This is a genomic window from Acanthopleuribacter pedis (genome assembly GCF_017377855.1).
Lineage (GTDB): Bacteria > Acidobacteriota > Holophagae > Acanthopleuribacterales > Acanthopleuribacteraceae > Acanthopleuribacter > Acanthopleuribacter pedis.
In genome coordinates this window covers 337,026-357,014 of the sequence record NZ_JAFREP010000013.1, presented here as the reverse complement: position 1 = coordinate 357,014, position 19,989 = coordinate 337,026, and the positions used below count along the sequence as shown (strand labels likewise).

Here is a 19,989-nt window from a genome sequence, read left to right as displayed (position 1 = left end):
GCCCGCCAGAGCATGTCTCATGCCGCAATTTTACCATAAATACTTAGTTACAAACAGGTTAATCTGTAATTTTCTCTCTTAACTTAACGGCATTGGACGTAGGCGACCGCCTCCTTGTTGGGAACCTTGACCACAAAGGCCGCCTCTTCCTTTTTGTCCCAGGCGGTTAGGTAGCTGTGGTTGCCCCGCGTGGCGACGAACCGCACCCACCCCTCGGTGGTTAGGGTGAGGTAGTGATTGGCTGACTCGGGTTTTCCGCGCCGGCGGTACGTGCTCGTGGGTGTTCATCACGTGGTATGATGCTGAAATCATTCATGAATCCCGCGGGCTAGCCTTACTCGGGAATTTGGGCAAGGTCGCAAGGAGTTTTTGTGCTGAAACGGATGGCGCTTGAAAACCTGACAGTTTTCCCCCGGGCTGATTTGGCATTCTCACCCATGTTAAATGTGATCATTGGTGAGAACGGTAGTGGTAAGTCCCAGCTACTCAAGATTGCCTACTCGGTCATTGCCGCGAGCGCAGAAGCCGGCCGTTTGCCCTTCTCCAATGGACCGACCAAAGCAACGATGCAGAAGAATTATGCCGAAAAATTGCTGACGGTATTGCGGCCGGAAGCCGTTGGCCGTTTGGCGCGTCGGGGCCAAGGTGTTAGGCGCTGTGAGGTAGCGCTCTTTTTTAATAATCCCGATCTTGATGTCGCTTTTGACTTCACGACAAAAAGCAAAACTGAAGTGAGAATTTCCAAGCTAAATCAGGATTGGCAGCCTAAAGCCCCCGTCTTTTTTCCGACCCGTGAGTTGTTAACGCTTTATCCAGGGTTTGTATCTTTTTATGACCAACACTACATTGAGTTTCCCGAAACCTATCGCGATACCTGTTCACTTCTGGGGATTCCCAGTCTAAAAGGTGCCCGAGAAAAGTCTGCAGCGGCACTGATGGCGCCCTTAGAAAAGGCAATGGGTGGAAAGATTTATCTCGATAACAATGGGCGGTTTTATCTAAAAATTCCCGGCTCCGGTAACATGGAGATGTATTTAGTAGCCGAAGGTATTCGCAAGCTGGCGATGTTGGCGCGTTTGGTGGCCAATGGGTCTTTAATCGACAAAGGATATTTGTTTTGGGATGAGCCCGAATCAAACCTGAATCCCAAACTTATTAAAGAGCTTGCGAAGGTCATCCTCGACTTATGCATGGGTGGGATCCAGGTATTTATCGCGAGCCATTCCCTGTTTTTGATTCGAGAGCTCGACATCTTGGCTCAGGGGTTAGGTTCACGGATAAAGCAACGCTTTTTTGGGTTAAGACCTGAAGAGGATGGTGTTGTGGTTGAGCAGGGCGATCATTTGAAGGATCTTCAAACCATTGTGCTTTTGGATGAAGAACTGACGCAATCCGACCGATACATGGAAATTGGTTAAAACTATGGCCGGTACGAAACGCGTGTTTGTCGAAGGTACTTTGACTTTTGCTTTTGAAGTGGATGCGACCCAGTATGATGATTGGGCTTTTTACCGGAACCAGGTAAACGCGTTGGCCGGTGGTGCCAAGGCGGTAGATTTTTTGGCAATGCAACCTGTGTTTTCCCGCGAACCAAGCCTTCAGAACTATCGGAAGAAATTGCGGTCAAGGTAAGGGATACCCTTGCCGGTCTTGTTTGTACCAAGGTGAACGGCCGAGATGAAACAGAGAAAGTTGTTGCAAATGAAGCCCTTCAACAGAATCAAATCAGGGTTGTGGTTCACCTAGAACAACCGCGCCGTGAAAGCCGGATCAAACCTCTTCTTATTAACCCTGCCAACTTGAAACTCAAATTAAAACAGTTGATCAAGGCGGTTGATCCCCATCCTGATGTTGTGGACCGACGAACACTCAAAAACACCATGCCCTGGAACGTAACATCTATAAATCAAATTTCGAAATAAGTGTTCCGGCACCTTACAAAACGGGGCCGTGTTAACGATTACTCAGAACCGCATCCTGACCACCCGATAAAAAAAGGCCGCGTCATGGTGTGTGACGCGGCCTGGTGGAACTTCCTTTGGGGGAAATTGGAAGGGTTAGAAATCGAAGTCCAGCGTGAGGAAGACCTGGGCCGGCAAACCGGGTTGGGCGGTTTGCGGGGCGGCGGCACCGAATAGGTCGTCGTATTCCTCGTCGAGGATGTTGCGGCCGGTTAGGGAGACGCCTTTGAAGCGGCCGTTTTTGGTTTGGTAGGCCAGGCGGGCGTTGAGCAGCGCGTAGCCGCCGCCGGTGACGCTGTTGTCGCGGGTGACCGCGTAATCGTCGAACAGGTCACCCCAAATGTCGACGACCAGGTTGGTGCCGATGCGGCCGTTAACGCCTAGGGACACCATGTGCTCGGGCACGCCGCGTGGGCGTTTGCCGGACAGATCGGTGCCGCCCACTTCGTATGCTTCCCATTCGGCGTCGATGGTGCTCGCGTTGACGTAGGCCTGCCAGGAATCGTTGAGGCGGAAGCGTGAGGAGAGTTCCAGACCTTGGCTGCGGAATTCGTCGGCGTTGGCGGCCACCGAGGGTCCGAAACCGGCGGGGTTGGGCAGGAACACCAGGCGGTCTTCCTGGGTCATGTGGAATACGGCCGCTTCGTAAGCGAAACCGGCGCCGCCGCCTTTGAGGCCCAGCTCGTAGCTGCGCACGTGCGAGGGTTTGACCTCGTTGCCGCGTTGGTACAGGCCGGGATCCCATTGCCATACGGCCGCGAAGTTGGCGTTAAAGCCTTCGCCGTAGGAGAAGTAGGCGCGCGTTTGTTCGTTGACGGCGTAGCTCAGCGCCAATTTGGGGGCGATGTTGTCCTCGTCGTCCTCAATCAGCGGGTTGTCGTCGATGACGCCGTCGAAGTCCACGTCGCTGTCGATTTCGGCCTCGCGCTTGAAGCTATCGTAGCGGGCGCCCCAGGTGACCTCGAAGCGGTCGGTGACCTTGTACTCGTGTTGGAAGTAGACCGAAACGAAGCGGTTGGTGCTGTCGCCGCGGTAGGTTTCGTTGCGGGTCACCCAAAACGGATGGTCCTGGTTGAGGATTTCGCCGGTGCGGAAATTGATGTTGATTTCGTAGAAGTAGAAATCGAAGGTGTCGGTGTCAAACCCGTTTTGGCCGGTCCACCAATCGGTTTCCTCGAGGGCGACGCGTTCGAAGTTGGCGCCCGCGATGAAACGGCCGCGGTCGCCTTGCCAGGTGACCTGGGGTTCGATGAAGGTGGTCGTGGTGGCGCGGTCGTTGGCAAACCCGTTGACGCGTAAGATGTCGTTGTCGGGATCGTAACCGAACGGATCGAAGAAGTTCAGGTCGTTGTTGTCCTGCATGTCGCGGGCGTTCATCGTGGTTTGTAGTTGCCATTGGTCGCTGAGCTGTTGTTGCCAGCGCACGGTGGCCATGATCGAATCGCGGTCGTAGGTGTTGGGTTGGTAACCGACAAAACCGCGACGGCCGCCGAAGGTTTCCAACAGGTTGCCATTGGCGTCGAGGGGGATTTGGCCGCCCGCTTCCTGTTCGTTGGCGTAGGCGTTGACGTAAAACATCAGCCGTGTGGACGGCGAGACAACCCATTCGTCCTTGAGCAGGATGTTGGTGGTTTCGCGACCGGTGTGGTCGCGCCAGCCCTCGTGGTTTTCGTAGTAGGCGTCGATCAGCAGGGTGTTGGTATCGGCAACCAAGGGCAGGTTGGCGCTGAAGTGGGGGCGCGTGTAACCGAGGGAGTTGGCGGTCAGATCGAGGCCGAATTGTTGTGTGTTGTCGGGCGTGCGGGTGCGGTAGTTGATGGCGCCGGACAAGGCGCCGCGACCGTAAAGCGCGGAGACGGGACCGCGTACGACCTCGACGCGCTCCACCGCGCCGAAGGGGATTTCGCTGAGCAACACTTCCTCGTGGGCCGAGACGAAGGGGATGCCGTCGAGCAGGGCTAGGAAGGTGTCGTTGCCGTGGTTGCCGGTCAGGCCGCGAATGGTCACATCCATAAAGCTGTCGGCAGCTTCTTGACGGCGGAAAAACACGCCTGGCACGCCGATCAATTCGTCGCCGGGCACAATCGCGGCTTTGGTTTTGAGGGCTTCCTCGGTGATGACCGACACGGCGGCGGGGATGTCGCGTTGTTTGCGGTCTTGTTTGGTGGCGGTCACCACCAGTTCTTCACGAAGTTCGCTGCCGGTTTCGCCACGCGTATCTTGCGCGATCAAGCTGCCCGAAAGGAGAAGCAGCAGCAGGGGTAGATTGTTTTTAAGGGACACGGTAAACCTCCAAAAGGACGTGCCTAAGCATGAGGCATGGGGAAATAGTTAAGTTGGTCCTCGCGCAGCGGCGTTTCGCGCCAGCCGAGCTGGACGGGTAGGTCAAAGACACGGGCACCGCCGGCGGCGGGGAAGGCGGCGGGCATGTTGGGAATCAGGCCGGGAATGATGACGCGCACGGCTTTCATGCCGGTGAGCGCGACGTCGCTCGAGGTGATGTCGGCGTAAAAGATCTCGAACCCTTGGGCTTCAACCCGGCTTCGGTAGGTCGCGAAGCGGTTGTCGGGCAGGCGTGGTAAATCGGCAAAGCGCCGACCGACGGGGGTATCCAAAAGGGGGCGTACCTTCTCAACCGCGCGGGGATCCAGGAACACCTGCTGTTGCAGCATCAGGTCGGTGACGTCGCGGAACTCGGGATCGAAGCTGTCGAGATAACGTCGGTCCGCGCGGTGCGGCAGGTAGGGCACGCTGAGCATGCCCCATTCCTCGGCGGACATGCGCAGCAGGCTTTCCGGCTGCAGCAAATCGCGGCTGCCTTCCTGCAAGGTCAACGCCTCGCTCCAAGCTTTTTTGGCGGCCTCGACGGGGTCGGGTCGGCAACCGAAACCGATATTGATGAAATGGTTCACCGGATCCTCGACGATGCCGACGACGACGGGGATGTCGAAGGGGTTGTCCAGGTGCAGCAGGCGGTAGCGCTGGTGGTGCTGTTGCGGTAAACCCCGCCACAGGGCTTCCAGCTCGGGGGTGAGTTCGATGCTGGGCAACGCGGTGTGGTTGAGCCACCAGGCCATGGTGATGTCGCGTTCGACCACCTCGCGCACTGCGCCCACCAAAGCTTCTTCCAGGTTGCGCCCGCCCGCCATGCCCGGCGTGTAGAGGTGGTTGGTGATGGGTTCATCGACGAAAGTGTCGGCCATCCAATTGGCGTAGGTGAGCGTCATCGGCAGCCAAGCGGGGCGGTCCTTGGTAATCGAACGGCCTGCGACCCAGGTAACCGGAAGGTCGCGGGTGAACGGGGTAAAGGGGCAACCTTCCTTGGCGAGCAAGGCGTCGGAATAGAGGATGAGTTGGTCCGGGTCGACGGCGTGTTCCCCGGCGGCGATGAGTTCGTTGTAGCTTGCCTTGCGCCATATGTTGCCGCGGTTGGGATCGCGGCTGGGGATGAAGTTACCGCAGTAGCGTTCGACCGCTTCACCCAACGAGGCGCCGCGTGCAGCGATTTCGTCATTGAAGGCGCTGCCGCCGACAAAGGAATCGTTTTCCCAGGGGCAGGCGCGCGAGATATCGCAGCAGTGGGATTGGATGGTGATCAGGCTGTCGGGAATCGAGGGATGGTGTTGGACCGGGTGCTGTGCCAACACGATGCCGCCGCGGTGGTTGACCATTTGCGCCCAATAATCGGGTGCGCCGGTCAGCCAATTTTCGGGGACGGGTCGGGTCGGCATCGGCAGGAAATAAAAGGATTCGGTGCTGAAGTCGACGGGATCGGCGCGGAGTTCACCGCTGTGCAGGCGGCAGACGCCGTCCTGTTCGGCGCGGGCCAGTTCCTCGAAAAAGAGGCCCAGCATCCAGAGGATTTCACTAGCGGATGGGGTGACGGGATCGAAGGGGGCGCCCTCGGCAGTGCCGAGTGGTTCTGCCAACTGGGCGGCTTCGACGGCGTCGCCGGAACAGCGGCGGCGGTCCAGCAGGTCGCGGTAGTCGGCGGTGCGTTGCGGGACGACCAGGGGACCGAGCCAGCCGCGACCGCCGTCGAGGTGAAAGGCGGCCCAGGGCACACCCAGGGCGGCGCATTGGGTGTCGATTGCCACGAACCAATTGGCATCGAGCCGGCTGGAAAGCACCGCGATCAAGGGATTCTCGATGGTGGCGGCGGTGGCGAACAAGGTTTCGCGGTTGGAGAAGCTGACGTTGTCGAAACGTTCCACGGCGAGGTAGGTGGCTGCTTGGAAAAGGGCTTCGTCGCAACAGACGATCAGGTGGCGCGTGCCCTGGTCGACGGGCGCTTCCTGGTCGAAGGTCAAGGCGTCGGTTTCGGCCAGCGCTTCAATAATGGTTTCGGCGTCCTCGCTTGCCAAACCGGCGACCTGAATGTCGCCCAGTGAGCGGGTCCCGTCGCATTGTTCGAACAGGTTTTGCAGGCGGTCAAGCGGCTGGGCGACTTCAAACATATCGCCGTCGCTAATACGAACCAGGGACCGGTCGCTGTCGAGCGTGAGGAGTTCGAGCCCGGTTACCTTGGGGTAAACGGGCGTAAGGGTGGTGTCGGTCATGAAACGGCTCCGGGAATAAGGTGGGTGGTCGGTGTGCTTTCGTCCTGTTGGGCGCGGGCTTGGGCCTCGATCAGGCGATGGTAGGCGGCGTTGTCGCGCATCAGTTCGGTGTGGCTGCCGCTTGCGATGAAGCGCCCGCCTTCAAACAGCAGGATGCGGTCGCAGGCTTGGATGGTTGACAAGCGGTGGGCGATGAACAGCGTGGTGAACTGTCCGGCGCGTTTGGTTTGGATGCGGGCGAACACCTCGGCCTCGGTTTCGGCGTCGAGGTTGGACAGTGATTCGTCCAAAATCAGCACCGGCGGACGCCGTAACAGCGCGCGGGCCAGGGCGATGCGTTGGCGTTGGCCGCCGCTGAGCTGGGCGCCGCGGTCGCCCGCGTTGGTGGCGTAACCTTCCGGCAGGTTTTCGATAAAACCGTCGGCGGCGGCGGCACGGGCGGCCAGGGTAACCGCGCTGTCTGAAGCGTCGGGGGAACCGAGCCGGATGTTCTCGCGCACGCTGGTGTGAAACAGCGTGGTGGTTTGCGGCACCAGCATCAGGTGTTGGTTCAAGTCCTTGCGCGGGAACTGTTTGATGTCAATCCCGCCCAGGTGAATGCTGCCCGCGGTCGGGTCCCAAAAACGCAGCGCCAACTGGGCCAGCGTGGATTTACCGGAACCGGACAGCCCGACCAGCGCGACGGTTTCGCCCGCTTCGACGCGGAACGAAACGTCTTGGAGCACGTCCGGCCCGCCGGTTTTGTAGCGGAAGGAAACCTGTTTGAAGGCGAGGGTTGGCGCGACCGTGTCGGCGGGGGCTTGCTCGGGAAAATCGGAGACGGCGGGTTGGGCGCGCAACAGTTTGTCGACACGGGCCGCGGCGGCGCCGACATTGCCGAGACCGGCCACGATGCGGCTGACGGCGGTGACCGGGCCGAAGACGGCGGCGGCCAGCACGACACAGGCGGGGTAGAGCGCGGGTTCGAGTTCGCCGCGGCTCACCAACGCGGCGGCGGCGATGAGCACGGTCAACATACCCAAGGAGCTAAAGGCGGCGGCGAGCGCGCCTTCCAGGCCGTCACGCCGTCCAAATGCAACCCTGGCCGCGGCGAGTTTTTGCGAACGTTTCTCTAAAAGTTGAAACCAAAAACCCTTGCGGTCGAACATGCTGAGTTCGCGCAATCCCTGCAAGGCGTCGACGGTTTCGGCACCGGCACGACCCACCGCCTCGCGCAAGGTGCGCCCTTGTTGCGCTGCGCGGTTGGCGAACAGGGCCGGGATCACGGCCACGGCCAGAACGAGTGGCACCAACAGCCACGGCAAGACGGGGTGGAGCAGGAACAGGGTCGCGAGAATGCAGGTCGGTACCAGCAGGATCACGATGAGTGAACCGACGGTGTGGGCGTAAAACCATTCCAGCGTTTCCACGTCGGCCATGGCGGTCGCGGCTACATCACCGCCGCGTTGGTCGACGAAGTAGGCCGGGGCCAGCCGTTCCATCGCCTGGAACAGTTCGCGGCGAATATCGGCGAGGATGCGGTAGGCCATGTCGTGAACCAGCCACATTTCCAGCCATGAAACCAGCGCCGTGATCGGCACCAGGACCAGCAATGCCGTGACCCAGCTTTGCAGGTCGGACCAGGGCGCGCCGGTGGCGGCTTTACCGACCACGACCGCGCCCATCCCGGCGGTGGCGATGCCGGCGAGTTGGTTCAGTGTGGCCAACAAGGTGGTCGCGGTGAACATGAGGCGGTGGTTGTTGAGCAGGCGCAGCAAGGATCGCAGCGCGCGACGTTGTTCCTTCGCGGTGGCAGCATCCGTGGTCATTAAGCCGCTCCTTTCTGGGCCGCAACCAGGCGCGCGTAGGCGCCGCGGCGTGCGACCAGGTCCTCGTGGCGACCCGCTTCGATGCGGCGGCCGTTCTCGATCACAAAAATGTGGTCGGCGTGGCGGATGCCGCTAAGCCGGTGCGCGATCCACAGCACGGTACGGCCGCGGCACAAGCGTTCAACCGCATCAATCACGGCTTGTTCGTTGGCGCCGTCGAGGGCCGAGGTGGCCTCGTCGAGGATCAGGATCGGTGCGTCCTTGAGCAGGGCACGCGCGATGGCCAGCCGTTGGCGTTCACCGCCGGACAGGGTCGCACCTTGCTCGCCGATCTCGGTGTCGTAGCCGTTGGGCAGCGCGCTGATGAAATCGTGGGCGTTGGCGGCTTTGGCGGCGGCTTCCAGTTCGGCCTGATCGGCGTCGGGTTTGGCCAAACGCAGGTTGTCCGCCACCGTGCCGAAGAACAGGTGGGTGTGCTGGCCGACCACGGCAATCGCCCCGCGTAATTCCTCCAAGCGGTAGTCTTGGATCGCCTTGTCGTTAATGCGAATGCTGCCGTGGGGTGCCTCGTAGAATCGGGTTAACAAGGCCGCAACCGTGCTTTTCCCGCCACCGGAGGGACCGACCAGCGCGACCGTGGCGCCGGCTTCGATGTTCAGGTCAAGCTCCTGCAACACCACTTCTTCGCGGCCGGGATAGCTGAAGCGCAAACCCTGAATGTCAATGCGCAGCGGACCGGGCGGCATTTCGTGTTTGCCGTCGTCGCGAACCTCGGGTTCGGCGTCGAGGATTGCGGCAATGCCGCCCGCCGCTGAAATACCCATAAACCCTTGGTGCCAATAGCGATCCAAATCGCTGAGCGGGCGGATGCACTCGCCGCTGAGGAACAGCAGGATCAGCAGGTCGGCGAAGCTGACCGTGCCTTGGGTGACCTGGTACGCCCCGACCATCAGCGCCAGCGCGGAACCCGCCTTCATGGCCAGCCCGATCACCGCCGTGTTGAGCATCGAAACGCCCAATTGCAGCATGGTGCCGCGGTAGAGGTCGTTGCTTTTCCGCGCCAATTCTTTGCCGCGTTGTTCGGCCGCGTTGACGGCTTTTAAGGTGGTCATGCCCTGCATGTTGTCGAGAAATTCGGCGTTGAGTTGGGCGTAGTGGCCCCAGTGGTCAATGCCCAAACGCGTCATCAACTTTTCCCACAGGCGCGGCAGAATCAGCGCCGAGAGCAGGACCACCGCGAGCACCGAGGCAACGGCGATGCTGATTTGGAACAGGTAAACCATCAGCGCGGTGGGGACCAGCAGGGTGATCAGCAATTGCGGGAAGTAGGCGGCGAAGTAGCTCTCAATCGACTCGACGCCGTCGATGAGGGTGGCCTGGGTTTGACCGCCGCTTTGGCGGTCCATGTAGGCCGGCCCCAGTTCGCGCAGTTTGGCGGTGAGCCGGGCGCGCAGCGCCGTTTTCACCTTGGCGCCGCACCACATCTGTACCGCGCTGCGTTGCCACAGCAGGATCGCGCGCAGCAGGATCAAGGCCGCGACCAGGACAAGCAGCGCGGTCAGCGACCCGCCGCCCGTCAAAACGCGGTTGAGTACCTCGGCCGCGGCCAAGCCTTGGGCGATGGATGCGCCCGCGATGCCCAAGCCCAACAGGATCGTCAGGGCAATCGGCAGGCGCACACCGCGGCTGCAGTCGGCCAAACGGGGATGGATCATCATGGTGTCGGGTCCTTAGGCGTGGGGTAGCGGGGCGTAGTGGAGTTCCGCCTCGCTGAGGGGTTTTTGGCGCAGGCCCATATCCACCGGCGCTTGTTGGACGCGGCCACCGCCGAGTGGCGGGAAGGCGGCCGGGGTATTGGGTACCAGGCCGGGAATGATGACCCGTGCCGCGTGCAGGCCGGTCAGGGCGACATCGTTGGTGGTGATGTCCTTGTAGAAGATCTCAAAGCCTTGGCTTTCAATGCGTTCGCGGTAAGTCGCCAAGCTTCGGTCGGGCAGGCTGGGCAGTTCGTCGAAATGGCGCGTGCGCGGCGTGTCCACCCATTCGCGTACCCGTTCCAGACCGCGCGGGTCCAGATTGATTTGCTGCTGTTGCAACAGGTCGCTCACATCGCGGAAGTCCGCGCGGTAATCGTCGAAGTACAGACGATCTTTGCGCCAGGGTTTGTAGGGCACTTCAATCAGGCCCCACTCCTCAACCGAGGTACGCAGCAAGCCGTTGGGATCGTCCATGTCGCGGCTGCCCTCCTGCAGGGTCAAGGCCTCGGTCCAGGCTTTCATGCCCGCTTCTTCCGCGTTGGGACGGCAGGCGAACCCGATGTTAAAGAAGCCTTCGCGGGTGTTTTCCAACACGCCCGCCATGACCGGGATGTTGAATTGGTTGTCCAGGTGAATCAGCCAAGGGCGTTGGCCCAGATTGCTTGGGCGACCTTGCCATACCGCGTGGCATTCCGGGGTCAGTGCCATGGCGGGGAACGCGATACGGTTCATCCACCAAATCATGGTGGTGTCGCGCTCCACCAACTCTTCGATGGCCGAAACCAGGGCGTGTTCCAGGTTTTGACCCGCCGCGATGCCGGGGAAGTTCATGTAGTTGGTGATCGGTTCTTCCGGCAACGCCGTGTACCAGTTGACGTACACCAAACTGATCGGTAGCCAGGCCGGGCGGTCCTTGGTGAGGGAATGGCCGGCGACCCAAAGTACGGGGAGATCGCGGGTAAAGGGTTTCATTGGGCAGCCCTCTTCCGCGTACATCGCCTTGGTAAACAGTACCAGGCTGTCGGGGTCAATCGCGTGTTCGCCCGCCGCGATCAGTTCGTTGTAGGTGGCGCGGCGCAGGGATTCACCGGGAATGTAGTTGCCGCAATAGCGTTCCACCGTTTCGCCGATGGAGGCGTAAAAAGACTGTTCGGGATTGCCGAAACTGGAGCCGCCGACGATCACGTCGTTGGCCGCCTCGTAGCGGGCCGCGATGTTGGAGACCTGGGCTTGGTAGGTGATCAGGCTGTCGGGTACCGATTCGTGGTGTTTGACCTCGATGCTTTGCACGATCACGCCGCTGCGGTTGTTGATCAAAGCGTCCGCGCCCTCGGGTGCCGAGGTCAGGAAGGGTTTTTCCAGGACGCGGTGGGGCATGGGTAGGAAATGGTAGGGCGTGAGTTCCAAGCTTCGTGGGTCGGCTTGCAGTTCGGTGGAGAGCAGGCGACAGGTTGCGCCCACGGCAAAGCGTTCCAGTTCGGCGAAAAAGGCGCCGATCATCCAGGCCAGTTCGGTGCGGGGCGGCAGGCGGCGCGCGGGTAGGTGGATCGACTTGCCGGTGACCGCCTCAAACATGGGTTTGTTGTCCGCGCAGCACAGGCGGCGCTCGTGGAGGTCTTGGTAATCGCCGGTTTGGCCGGGAACGACCAGGGGACCGAGCCAGCCCGTGCCGGCTTCCAGGTGGAAAGACGCCCAGGTGATCTGATTGTCGCGGGCCCACGCGTCGATCTCGAGCAGGCGTTGGCTGTCTAGGTCGGCGAGCAGGACCACCACCAAGTCGTCCGCGTTGGTTTGTTCGCGCATGTCGGCTAGGTCGCTTAAGTTGTAGAGCTGGTGGTCGACGAAACGGCGATAGGGTTGCCAGTTGGCGAGGTGGGGGAGCAGGGCGTCGTCCGCGAGGACGTGCAAGCGGGTTTTCGTCAGGCGGGTGGGATCGAGCTCGCCGCCGAATCGCAGCCAGGGGCGCAGATCGCCTGCTGGTTTTTCGGCCGCCATGCAGCCGTCTTCGAGTAAGGCTTCCAGGACCTCGGCAAAGTCTTGTCCGGCCGCGGCGAGGATGGTTTCCAGAGAATGGTGTCCGTCACACAGGCGCAACCAACCACCCACTTCCTCGGGTTTGGCGGCGATTTCAAACATGGTACCGGCGGGGGTGGTGACCAAGGTGGCCGCGTCACCGAGAGGACGTAAGTTGATGTCGATTAAATAAGGATGGGCCGGTACGCTGAGGGTCGGTGTTTGGGACATGGACTTCTCCTGGAACAATCTTTTTGCCGGACGAAAAATGCCGGGTTATCATGGAGTTGGCCGTGTGATCGTGTGACCACACGGCCGTGAGAATCACGAAGGCGGAGCAGATCAGCACCTAAATTGAGCGCTTCTTGGCGGCGCACTTGTACAATCTGTTGGGCTGCAACGTGCCGGAAAAATGCTCGACGTACCTTTCAGGTACGCCTCCGCTTTTTCCAACACATTTCGCACCAACATCTTGCACAATTGCATCCACCCGAATCGCACACTTTAGGTTGGAGGTTGGCTTCGCCTTTTTATTTAGCCGCTATGCGGCAAAAACATTCTCAGACGTTACTTCTTGATCCAGCGGATCGCGGTAACGCCGGTACCCAAACCATGGGTGTGGTGGTTGCCGTTAGGGGCCAAAGCTTTTTCCCAGCGACGTTCTTTGATTTTCTTGATCATAATCAAAGCTCCTTTAGATTTTGCCGGTCCGCGCCATGGCCGATTTTCACGGGTGGATCGCGGGTCCGGTTTTGTATTGCCAAAGCGTGAACTTTGGTGAATCCCGATTCTAGTCAGCGATTTGAGAAAAAGTTGTCGCATCGGGTACCTTGTGGATGTCGCAAATGGCACGTATTTGCGAATCGTCATGTATTGACTCGGTTTTCTCTTGGTACGGGAGCCGGCACTTTTTGCCTGTCTGATATGGGTTTGGCGGTTTTACCTGTCGATTCGCTCGGGGTTATCTTCTGATGGGGGCGATAGGCAGTCATATCGACGGGTCCGTGACGCAAAACACGGACCGAAATTGGGATCCCGTTATCAAAATGCTTGCGTTGTCATGATATCGGTATATCATTAGCGCTAAGTTGCCCTGGTTGAACCTTCTCTGGTTTTCTTCTGACGTTTCGTCTTTTTTGGATCAGCCTGGCAGCGACATTTTGGCCGGGATGGATAAAGAACATGTTGCAAGCCATTGGGTTAACCAAAGATTACGGCGACCTTCGCGCGCTCGACACCCTCGATTTGACCGTCGAAGCAGGCGAGATTTTTTGTTTGCTCGGTGCCAACGGCGCCGGCAAAACCACCACCTTAAACCTTTTCCTTAATTTTATTCAGCCCTGTGCCGGCGAGGCACGGGTCGACGGCATCGAGGTTGCCAAACAACCGACCGACGCCAAAAAAGCGCTGGCCTATCTGCCCGAGCAGGTCATGCTTTATCCCAAGTTAACGGGTTTTGAAAATTTGACCTATTTTTTGGAATTATCGGGATTGCGCTTGCCCGAGTCCGAACGAAACGCCCTGTTTGACCAAGTCGGCTTGGATCAAGCCGCGAGCCGGCGCCGCCTGGAAACCTATTCCAAGGGCATGCGCCAAAAGGTGGCCTTGGCGATTGCGCTCGGCAAAAAAGCCAAGGCATTGTTGTTGGACGAACCCACCTCCGGTTTGGATCCGCGCGCCTCAAAAACCTTTTCCGACCTCATGACCAATCTGCGCGACCAGGGCATGGCGTTGTTGATGGCGACCCACGATTTGTTCCGCGCCCGCGAGATGAGCGACCGCATCGGCGTGATGCGGTCCGGCAAGCTGGTGGGCTGCTACCAAACCGCCGATCTGACCACCGCCGAATTGGAATCACTGTACTTGCAGCACATGAGCGAGGCTTGATGTGTTTTGGAACCTATTTTTAAAAGAGTGCCGCCTGCAATGGCGCGAAAAACGTTTTGTGTGGTCGTTGGTGGTGTTGCTGTTGCTGGCCGTCCCCGCGGTCGCCGTGGGATTTGCCCATTACCGATCCGATCTGTCCGAGGTGGAAGCGGGTGCCGTCGCCGAGCGTGAGCGCTGGGTGCAGCAAGGCCCCAAAAACCCGCACAGCGCCGCCCATTACGGCATCTTCGTGTTTCGTCCCGTGTCGCCCCTGCGCGTATGGGACCAAGGCATCACCCCTTTTGCCGGCGGGGTGGTGTTCACCGAGGCCCACATCAAAACCGACGCCTCCTACGAAACCGCCCAGGATCAATCGACCCTTTCCCGCTTCGGCAGCCTCACCCCCGCCTTTGTGCTGTTGTACTTGGTGCCCCTGTTCCTGATGATCAACGGGTTTGCGCTGATTTCCGGCGAACGCGAGCAAGGGACCTTACGCTTGCTCAGCGCCTCCGCCGCCGACCCGCGCCGGTTGCTGGCCGCCAAATGGCTGAGCTTGTTTCCCATCGTGTTGTTGGTAGGCGGGGTGATGCTCGGGCTGGGTTTGGTGCTGCTGTGGGGTCGCTTGCCCGCCGCCAACCTACTGACCGCCTCCGCCTTGTGCGCCCTGGTGCTGCTGCTGTACTACGGCACCATCGCCAACATGACCCTGTTGTGTTCCGCGGTTTTGCGCTCCTCCCACCAAGTTTTGGTCTGCCTGCTGCTGTTCTGGATGACGTCCTCCTTGGTGGTGCCCAAGCTGGCGGCGAGCGCGGCCGAATCCTGGTTTCCCACCCCGGATCGCGAGGCCTTTCACGGTGCCATGAAACAAGAGAAAAAGTCGGGCATGGACGGGCACGACCCGGCCGACCAACGCGTCGCCCGCATCCGCACGGAAACCCTGGCCAAGTACGGCGTTGAAAAAGAAGAAGATTTGCCGATTAACATCGACGGCCTGTTGATGCAGGAAGACGAGAATTACGGCAACAAGGTGTTCGACCGCTATTACGAGGAACTGGCCGCGGTCCACGCGCAACAGGAGCGGGTGTTCCAATGGAGTTCGCTGCTCTCGCCGTTGTTGCCCGCGCGGGTGCTCTCGATGACCCTCGCCGGTGCCGATTCCGGGACCCAACACCGGTTTAACGAGGCCGTTGAGGTGTTTCGACGCGATTACGTGGAACTGCTCAACACCGACATGATGCACGAATCGCGCAGCGGCGACTGGCGTTACCAAGCCGACGAGGGGTTGTGGTCGCGGGTGCCCGTGTTCACCTTTGATTTTGGGTCGCCGCTTTCGCGTTTTGCGACCCAATCCGCCGCGCTCGGCATGTTGTTGCTGTGGTTTCTCATCACCGGTGTGTTAACCGCTTGGCTCGCTCCGAAATTTTTGCAGAAGGTGACCCCATGATGTGGCGTGTTATTTGGGCGCATGAATCGCGGCTTTTGCGGCGCGACCGCATCAGCTTGGCCGCCGCCTTGGGTTTTGTGATGATCATGATCGCCGCGGCTTGGGTCAACGGTGACAAGCTTAACCGCTGGGAGCAAGCCGGCGCCACCGCCGTGGCCGAACAAGAAGCGCGATTCTCGGCGCAACACGCCGATTTGGTCGCGATGGAAGCCGGCGAAAAACACTACGACAGTCTGTTCGGCAGCCCGCAAAGTTATTTCAGTTGGGCCGGCGCCGTCACCGTGTTTCCCTTTGATTCCTGGGCCATGCTCTCCACCGGCAGCGGTGACCTGTTCGCCCCCGTCTCGCAAGTGAAGTTCTACACCAAAGCACGGGTACCCGGCCACGACACCGCCAACCCGATGCCGCGTCTGTTCGGGGCCTTCGATCCGGCTTTTGTGCTGCTCTACCTGTTGCCGTTGTTTGTGATTGCGCTGAACTACGGCATCGTCGGCGATGAACGCGAATGCGGTATTCTGCCGATGGTGCTGGCGCAACCCGTGTCGCCGCGACAATTGTTTCTGCTCAAAATTGTGTGGCGTTGGGGGGTGACCTCCCTCGTGGTCTTGTTCGCATTGTGCGCGGCTTTTGCGGTGGGCGGCGTGAATCCCCTGGCCAAACCCCTTGCCCTGGCGCAACTCGCCGGCTTGGTTTGGCTCTACTGCGGGTTTTGGTTTCTGCTCTGTTTGCTGGTCAATACCGGACGGCGCGGTGCCCACCAATGTGCCGTGGCGCTGACCGGGCTGTGGGCCATGCTGCTGCTGGTGGTCCCCGCCGGTGCGCACCTAATCGGCGGTTTGCTTTATCCGATTCCGTCCCGCATCGAAGCCATTGCCGCGCAGCGTTTGGCCGCCGCCGACGCCGCCAAACAGGGCGGTGAAATCCTGGCCAAGTTCTACCAGGATCACCCCGAACTTTCGGCCAACCGCGGCGATACCTACGCCCAATACAAGGCCACCTTCCAGTGGTACCAACGCACGCTCGCCGTTTTTGAAGCCGTCGAAGCGATCACCGCGCCGATGGAGCAGGATTTTGAGGCCCGCGTCGAGGCCCGCCTGCGCTTCGAGCAGGGCTTGGCGCTGCTGTCGCCCGCCGTTTCGGTGCGCGAGGCGCTTGATGAATTGGCCGGGGTTTCCCGCGTCCATTACCGTGCTTACCAACAAGAAGTTCAGGATTACGCCGCGCGGTTCCGCATGTTTTTCGCCGAAAAAGCCTTTGGCGAATCCGTGATTGAAAGCGCCGACGTCGCCCGCCTCCCGCGCTTCGACATGGCCCCGCTGCAAAGCAACGCATCCGTCCTGCGCGCGCTGGCTTGGCTGGCTTTGGTTAACCTGCTGTTGCTGGCGGCCTGTGCCGTGCTGGGCCGCGAGATCCCGGCCCGTTAGCGGTTTTGATTCCGAGGAGTTTCACCATGTCTTTTCTGCTGTTGCTTACATTATTAATGGCGACCCCGTCGGCCCAACTCCACCAGGACTGGGTTTTGGGCGTCGATGATCCCGATATTTATTTCGGGATGGGCGCGCGTTTGGCCGTTGCCGAAAACGGCACGCTTTATGTTTTGGATCCCGGCCGCCACACCATCACCGCATTCGATACCGAGGGCAAACCCAAGTTCAGCTTTGGTTCCAAGGGCAACGGGCCGGGTGAATTTGTCGAACCCGGTGCCTTGGCCATCAGCCCCGGCGGGGAACTGGTGGTGTTCGACACCTCGCTCAAACGCCGCATTGTGTTTGATCCCGCCGGCAACTACCAACGCGACGCTTTTTTCGAGGCCGGCATCGTCGCCATTCGCGAGGCCGTGGCGCTCGACCAAGACTACAGCGCCTTGGTGACCGCCAAACTCGACAAAGAGGGTCGCCCCATTTACGACCTCTCGCTCTACGATCCCCAGATGAAACCCGTCAAAAGCTTGCAGCGTTTGACCGTCAAACCACTGGACTGGAGCAAATCCAACAACAGCGCCTTTTGGGTCACCTTCTTGGCGCAACAATTTGAGTTGCTCGGGAAAGCCATGCCCATGGTGACCGGCGTTGGCAAAGGCCGCCTTGCCGCCACCCGCATCACCCGCTACCAACTCGCGTTGTTCGACATGCGTGGCGAAAAAATCGGCAGCGCGCCAAGGGACATCAAACCCTTGTTTTTCAATGAAGCCACCCGCGAGGCGGCCTTCAAGACGGTGTGGCACAACCTGGCGGCGGAAAACTTCCTCACCGACAAACTGAAACGGCCTGTATTCGAAAAAGCCAAAAAGGCCGCCGAATTGCCGCCCGTCCTGCCGGTGGTTCACCGCATGGCCAAAACGGATACCGGTTTTGCGGTCCTCTACAACTACCACCCGCTGAAACGCGCCGGGATCCTCGCCTTCCACGACGCCGCGGGCAAGGTTACCGGCGAGGTACCGTTCGAGGGGCCGGCCGAGTTCATCGCCGTGCGCGGTGACAAGGTGTACAGCGTGGGTGAAAACGCCGAGGGCGACATCGTCGTCACCCGCTTCTCCCTCATAAACGGCACCATCTAAACGATTTGGGAGCAAGCTCTATGGTGTCCCTACAAAAAGACCCGGCCTTGGCCAAAGCCGAGCAGGAAGCAAGCGCCTTATTTTTAATTCAGTTCGTGGCGGCGCAACGAACGCGTCGGTTATTGGTCGGCGGCAGCCCGAGCGGGTTCGCCGCCTTGGTTGCGCGCCTGACCGGCCTTCCGCACCTGGTCACCTTCGAACGTTTGGACGAAACGCCGGTCGGGCAGGTCACCAGCCTGATGATCATCGCGGAAAAGGGGCGTTGCCTCAGTTGTCATCATCCGATGATGAACGATCCCTCGCTGACGCTGTTGGTTTGGAACCGCGACGGCACGTCCTCGGTGGCGCTGGCCGCCTACGAACAAGGTGTGCGCACCGTGCTGGAACCGGATTTCGATCCGGCCTTGCTGCCCGCGATGTTGCAGGTCGAGGCCGGCGATATGCGCATCGCCAAACCGCCCAGCCGCGAGCGCCTGCGCCGCTTGGAGCGGGGCGAACACATCCTGCTCACCGAGAACCAGGTATTGGAAGTGAAACGGGGCATCCTGCGCTGCATGACCATGCGCGAGGACGGCGCCGAGGTGTTGCTGGGCCTGTTCCACGCGGGCGACATCATGCTGGGCCACGATCCCGACCATTGCCAGGTGACGACCATTGCCCACACGGATACAACCGTCTCGATCCAGCGCTGGGACGACGCGATGGAAAGCCCGTCCTTCCACCACAAGCTGCTGGAACGCATCTGCTACCTCGAACATTGGGCGAGCATTTTGGCCAAACCCAACCTGGAGGACCGTCTCACCGCGATGGCGCGCCTGCTGTCGCGCAAGTTTAACTGCGAAGAAACCGAGAATCCCTTCAGCGAACTGCGCCTCACCCACGAGCAAATCGCCAACGCCCTGGGTTCGGCACGCACCTCGATCACCCGCGCCCTCGCCAAAAAACGCCGCAAGCAGGGGTGATATTTAACCTAAGAAGCGCGATAACTCGCGGGGATTTTAGCTAAACCTCTGGGCTGCAACGGCCTGAAAAAATACTCACCGCACCCAGTGGGTGCGCGTCGTGCGCGACCCCGGTCCGCTTTTCCCAAGCCATTTCGCTGCAGACTTTTAGCCAAAATCCCTGGCTCTTATCGCGCCTCTTAGGTTTAACGGCGGCGATATTTTCCCGCGCTTGCGAGGTTAAATACCTGACAGTGGAATGCCCATAACACGTCCTGGTGAGAGGCATCGATGCTAAACCTGCACATCAAAAACCTAGGCAACATCCAATCAGCAACCCTTGACATGGATAAGTCGCTGATGGTTTGGTGCGGGCCCAACTATTCAGGGAAGACGGCGCTGTCGGCCAGCCAACACTTTTCGGTTCAATACCGAGCGCTTGTCCTTTCTCCCAAGACCACAAAACGTTTGAAGGTCGATTCCCCCAAGACCCGCGTGGTTTATCATGCGAACGGCGACCTCAAATGGATTGGCCACAATGCCAATTACCCCATCCAATAACAACGGTATTGCTTGTGATACGAAAACGAAGCTCGGCTTCGTGAGGTTGCTCCTGGTTCTGATGTGGCTTATTGAATGCCCAACACCTCGGGTATTGCTTCCTGGTTGACCTCGCCGATTTGGGCCAGGAGGCCGAGCATGTCCCAGGTTTCTCGGCTTTCGACAATGTGGTTGTCGGCGAATCGCACCAAGCCGGTGCCGCCGAATTGGAAGGGTGCCCCGCTTTTACGATGGCTGCCTGTGACGGTGGCGTGGAATGCGACCGTATCGCCCTGCTCAAGGGTGTGGGTGACCGTGATTTTGATGTCGGGGAACTGATCCAGTAAGTGGTTCCGTATCGCACGGAATTCTTCACGGCTGACCGGGGTAGTCCTGATTCCGTTGAGTTGCGCGTCCTCGGTCATGAGTTCATTGATGGACGCATCGCAGGGTGGCAAACACCACACTTTATCAAACCATTGATGAACCAAAGGTGCATACGCCATGACGGCCTCCTTGAACGGAAGTGAAAAATTTGGATGC

Annotated in this window: 14 protein-coding genes; 7 read left to right on the top strand and 7 right to left on the bottom strand. The window is 59.7% G+C overall.

The features are described from left to right. Positions 1 to 83: 83 nt before the first annotated feature. A complete protein-coding gene (locus J3U88_RS34665; RefSeq protein ID WP_279382538.1) occupies positions 84 to 206 on the bottom strand; it encodes a hypothetical protein in 123 nt (40 codons plus the stop codon). Positions 207 to 371: 165 nt separating this feature from the next. Between J3U88_RS34665 and J3U88_RS14780 the strand changes: the two genes are divergently transcribed. Next, a complete protein-coding gene (locus tag J3U88_RS14780) occupies positions 372 to 1,418 on the top strand; it encodes an AAA family ATPase (RefSeq protein WP_207859639.1) in 1,047 nt (348 codons plus the stop codon). Between the two features lie 81 nt (positions 1,419 to 1,499). Continuing rightward, positions 1,500 to 1,922, top strand: coding sequence for a hypothetical protein (locus J3U88_RS14775; protein ID WP_207859638.1), 423 nt, complete (start codon positions 1,500 to 1,502; stop codon positions 1,920 to 1,922). Positions 1,923 to 2,057: 135 nt separating this feature from the next. On the opposite strand, the gene J3U88_RS14770 is transcribed toward J3U88_RS14775, so the two are convergent. From J3U88_RS14770 to J3U88_RS14750, 5 genes are read right to left on the bottom strand one after another with little or no spacing between them, the layout of a single operon-like run. Next, the gene (locus J3U88_RS14770) at positions 2,058 to 4,244 is read right to left on the bottom strand and encodes a TonB-dependent receptor domain-containing protein (protein WP_207859637.1); all 2,187 of its coding nucleotides are present in this window, start codon (positions 4,242 to 4,244) and stop codon (positions 2,058 to 2,060) included. Between the two features lie 23 nt (positions 4,245 to 4,267). Further along, entirely contained in the window at positions 4,268 to 6,520 is a 2,253-nt protein-coding gene (locus J3U88_RS14765; RefSeq protein WP_207859636.1) for a YcaO-like family protein, read from the bottom strand. Next, the gene (locus tag J3U88_RS14760) at positions 6,517 to 8,328 is read right to left on the bottom strand and encodes an ABC transporter ATP-binding protein (RefSeq protein WP_207859635.1); all 1,812 of its coding nucleotides are present in this window, start codon (positions 8,326 to 8,328) and stop codon (positions 6,517 to 6,519) included. The genes J3U88_RS14765 and J3U88_RS14760 overlap by 4 nt, the downstream gene beginning before the upstream one ends. Continuing rightward, positions 8,328 to 10,046, bottom strand: coding sequence for an ABC transporter ATP-binding protein/permease (locus tag J3U88_RS14755; RefSeq protein ID WP_207859634.1), 1,719 nt, complete (start codon positions 10,044 to 10,046; stop codon positions 8,328 to 8,330). Before J3U88_RS14755 ends, J3U88_RS14760 begins: the two co-directional genes overlap by 1 nt. A gap of 12 nt (positions 10,047 to 10,058) precedes the next feature. Next, a complete protein-coding gene (locus tag J3U88_RS14750) occupies positions 10,059 to 12,329 on the bottom strand; it encodes a YcaO-like family protein (RefSeq protein ID WP_207859633.1) in 2,271 nt (756 codons plus the stop codon). Positions 12,330 to 13,280: 951 nt separating this feature from the next. Between J3U88_RS14750 and J3U88_RS14745 the strand changes: the two genes are divergently transcribed. From J3U88_RS14745 to J3U88_RS14725, 5 genes are read left to right on the top strand one after another with little or no spacing between them, the layout of a single operon-like run. Next, positions 13,281 to 13,985 (top strand): ABC transporter ATP-binding protein, encoded by a 705-nt coding sequence (locus J3U88_RS14745; protein WP_207859632.1) that lies wholly within the window; start codon positions 13,281 to 13,283, stop codon positions 13,983 to 13,985. A 1-nt stretch (position 13,986) separates the two neighbouring features. Then, positions 13,987 to 15,408 carry a DUF3526 domain-containing protein gene (locus J3U88_RS35015; RefSeq protein ID WP_207859631.1) on the top strand — a complete coding sequence of 474 codons (1,422 nt, stop codon included), beginning with the start codon at positions 13,987 to 13,989 and terminating at the stop codon, positions 15,406 to 15,408. Next, positions 15,405 to 16,832, top strand: coding sequence for a DUF3526 domain-containing protein (locus J3U88_RS14735; RefSeq protein ID WP_207859630.1), 1,428 nt, complete (start codon positions 15,405 to 15,407; stop codon positions 16,830 to 16,832). The genes J3U88_RS35015 and J3U88_RS14735 overlap by 4 nt, the downstream gene beginning before the upstream one ends. Before the next feature lie 26 nt (positions 16,833 to 16,858). Beyond that, positions 16,859 to 17,965 carry a 6-bladed beta-propeller gene (locus J3U88_RS14730; protein WP_207859629.1) on the top strand — a complete coding sequence of 369 codons (1,107 nt, stop codon included), beginning with the start codon at positions 16,859 to 16,861 and terminating at the stop codon, positions 17,963 to 17,965. A 20-nt stretch (positions 17,966 to 17,985) separates the two neighbouring features. Beyond that, entirely contained in the window at positions 17,986 to 18,927 is a 942-nt protein-coding gene (locus J3U88_RS14725; protein WP_207859628.1) for a Crp/Fnr family transcriptional regulator, read from the top strand. Between the two features lie 608 nt (positions 18,928 to 19,535). Here J3U88_RS14725 and J3U88_RS14720 read toward each other — a convergent pair. Continuing rightward, positions 19,536 to 19,952, bottom strand: a complete 417-nt coding sequence (locus J3U88_RS14720; RefSeq protein ID WP_207859627.1) for an ester cyclase — start codon at positions 19,950 to 19,952, stop codon at positions 19,536 to 19,538. Positions 19,953 to 19,989: the final 37 nt, after the last annotated feature.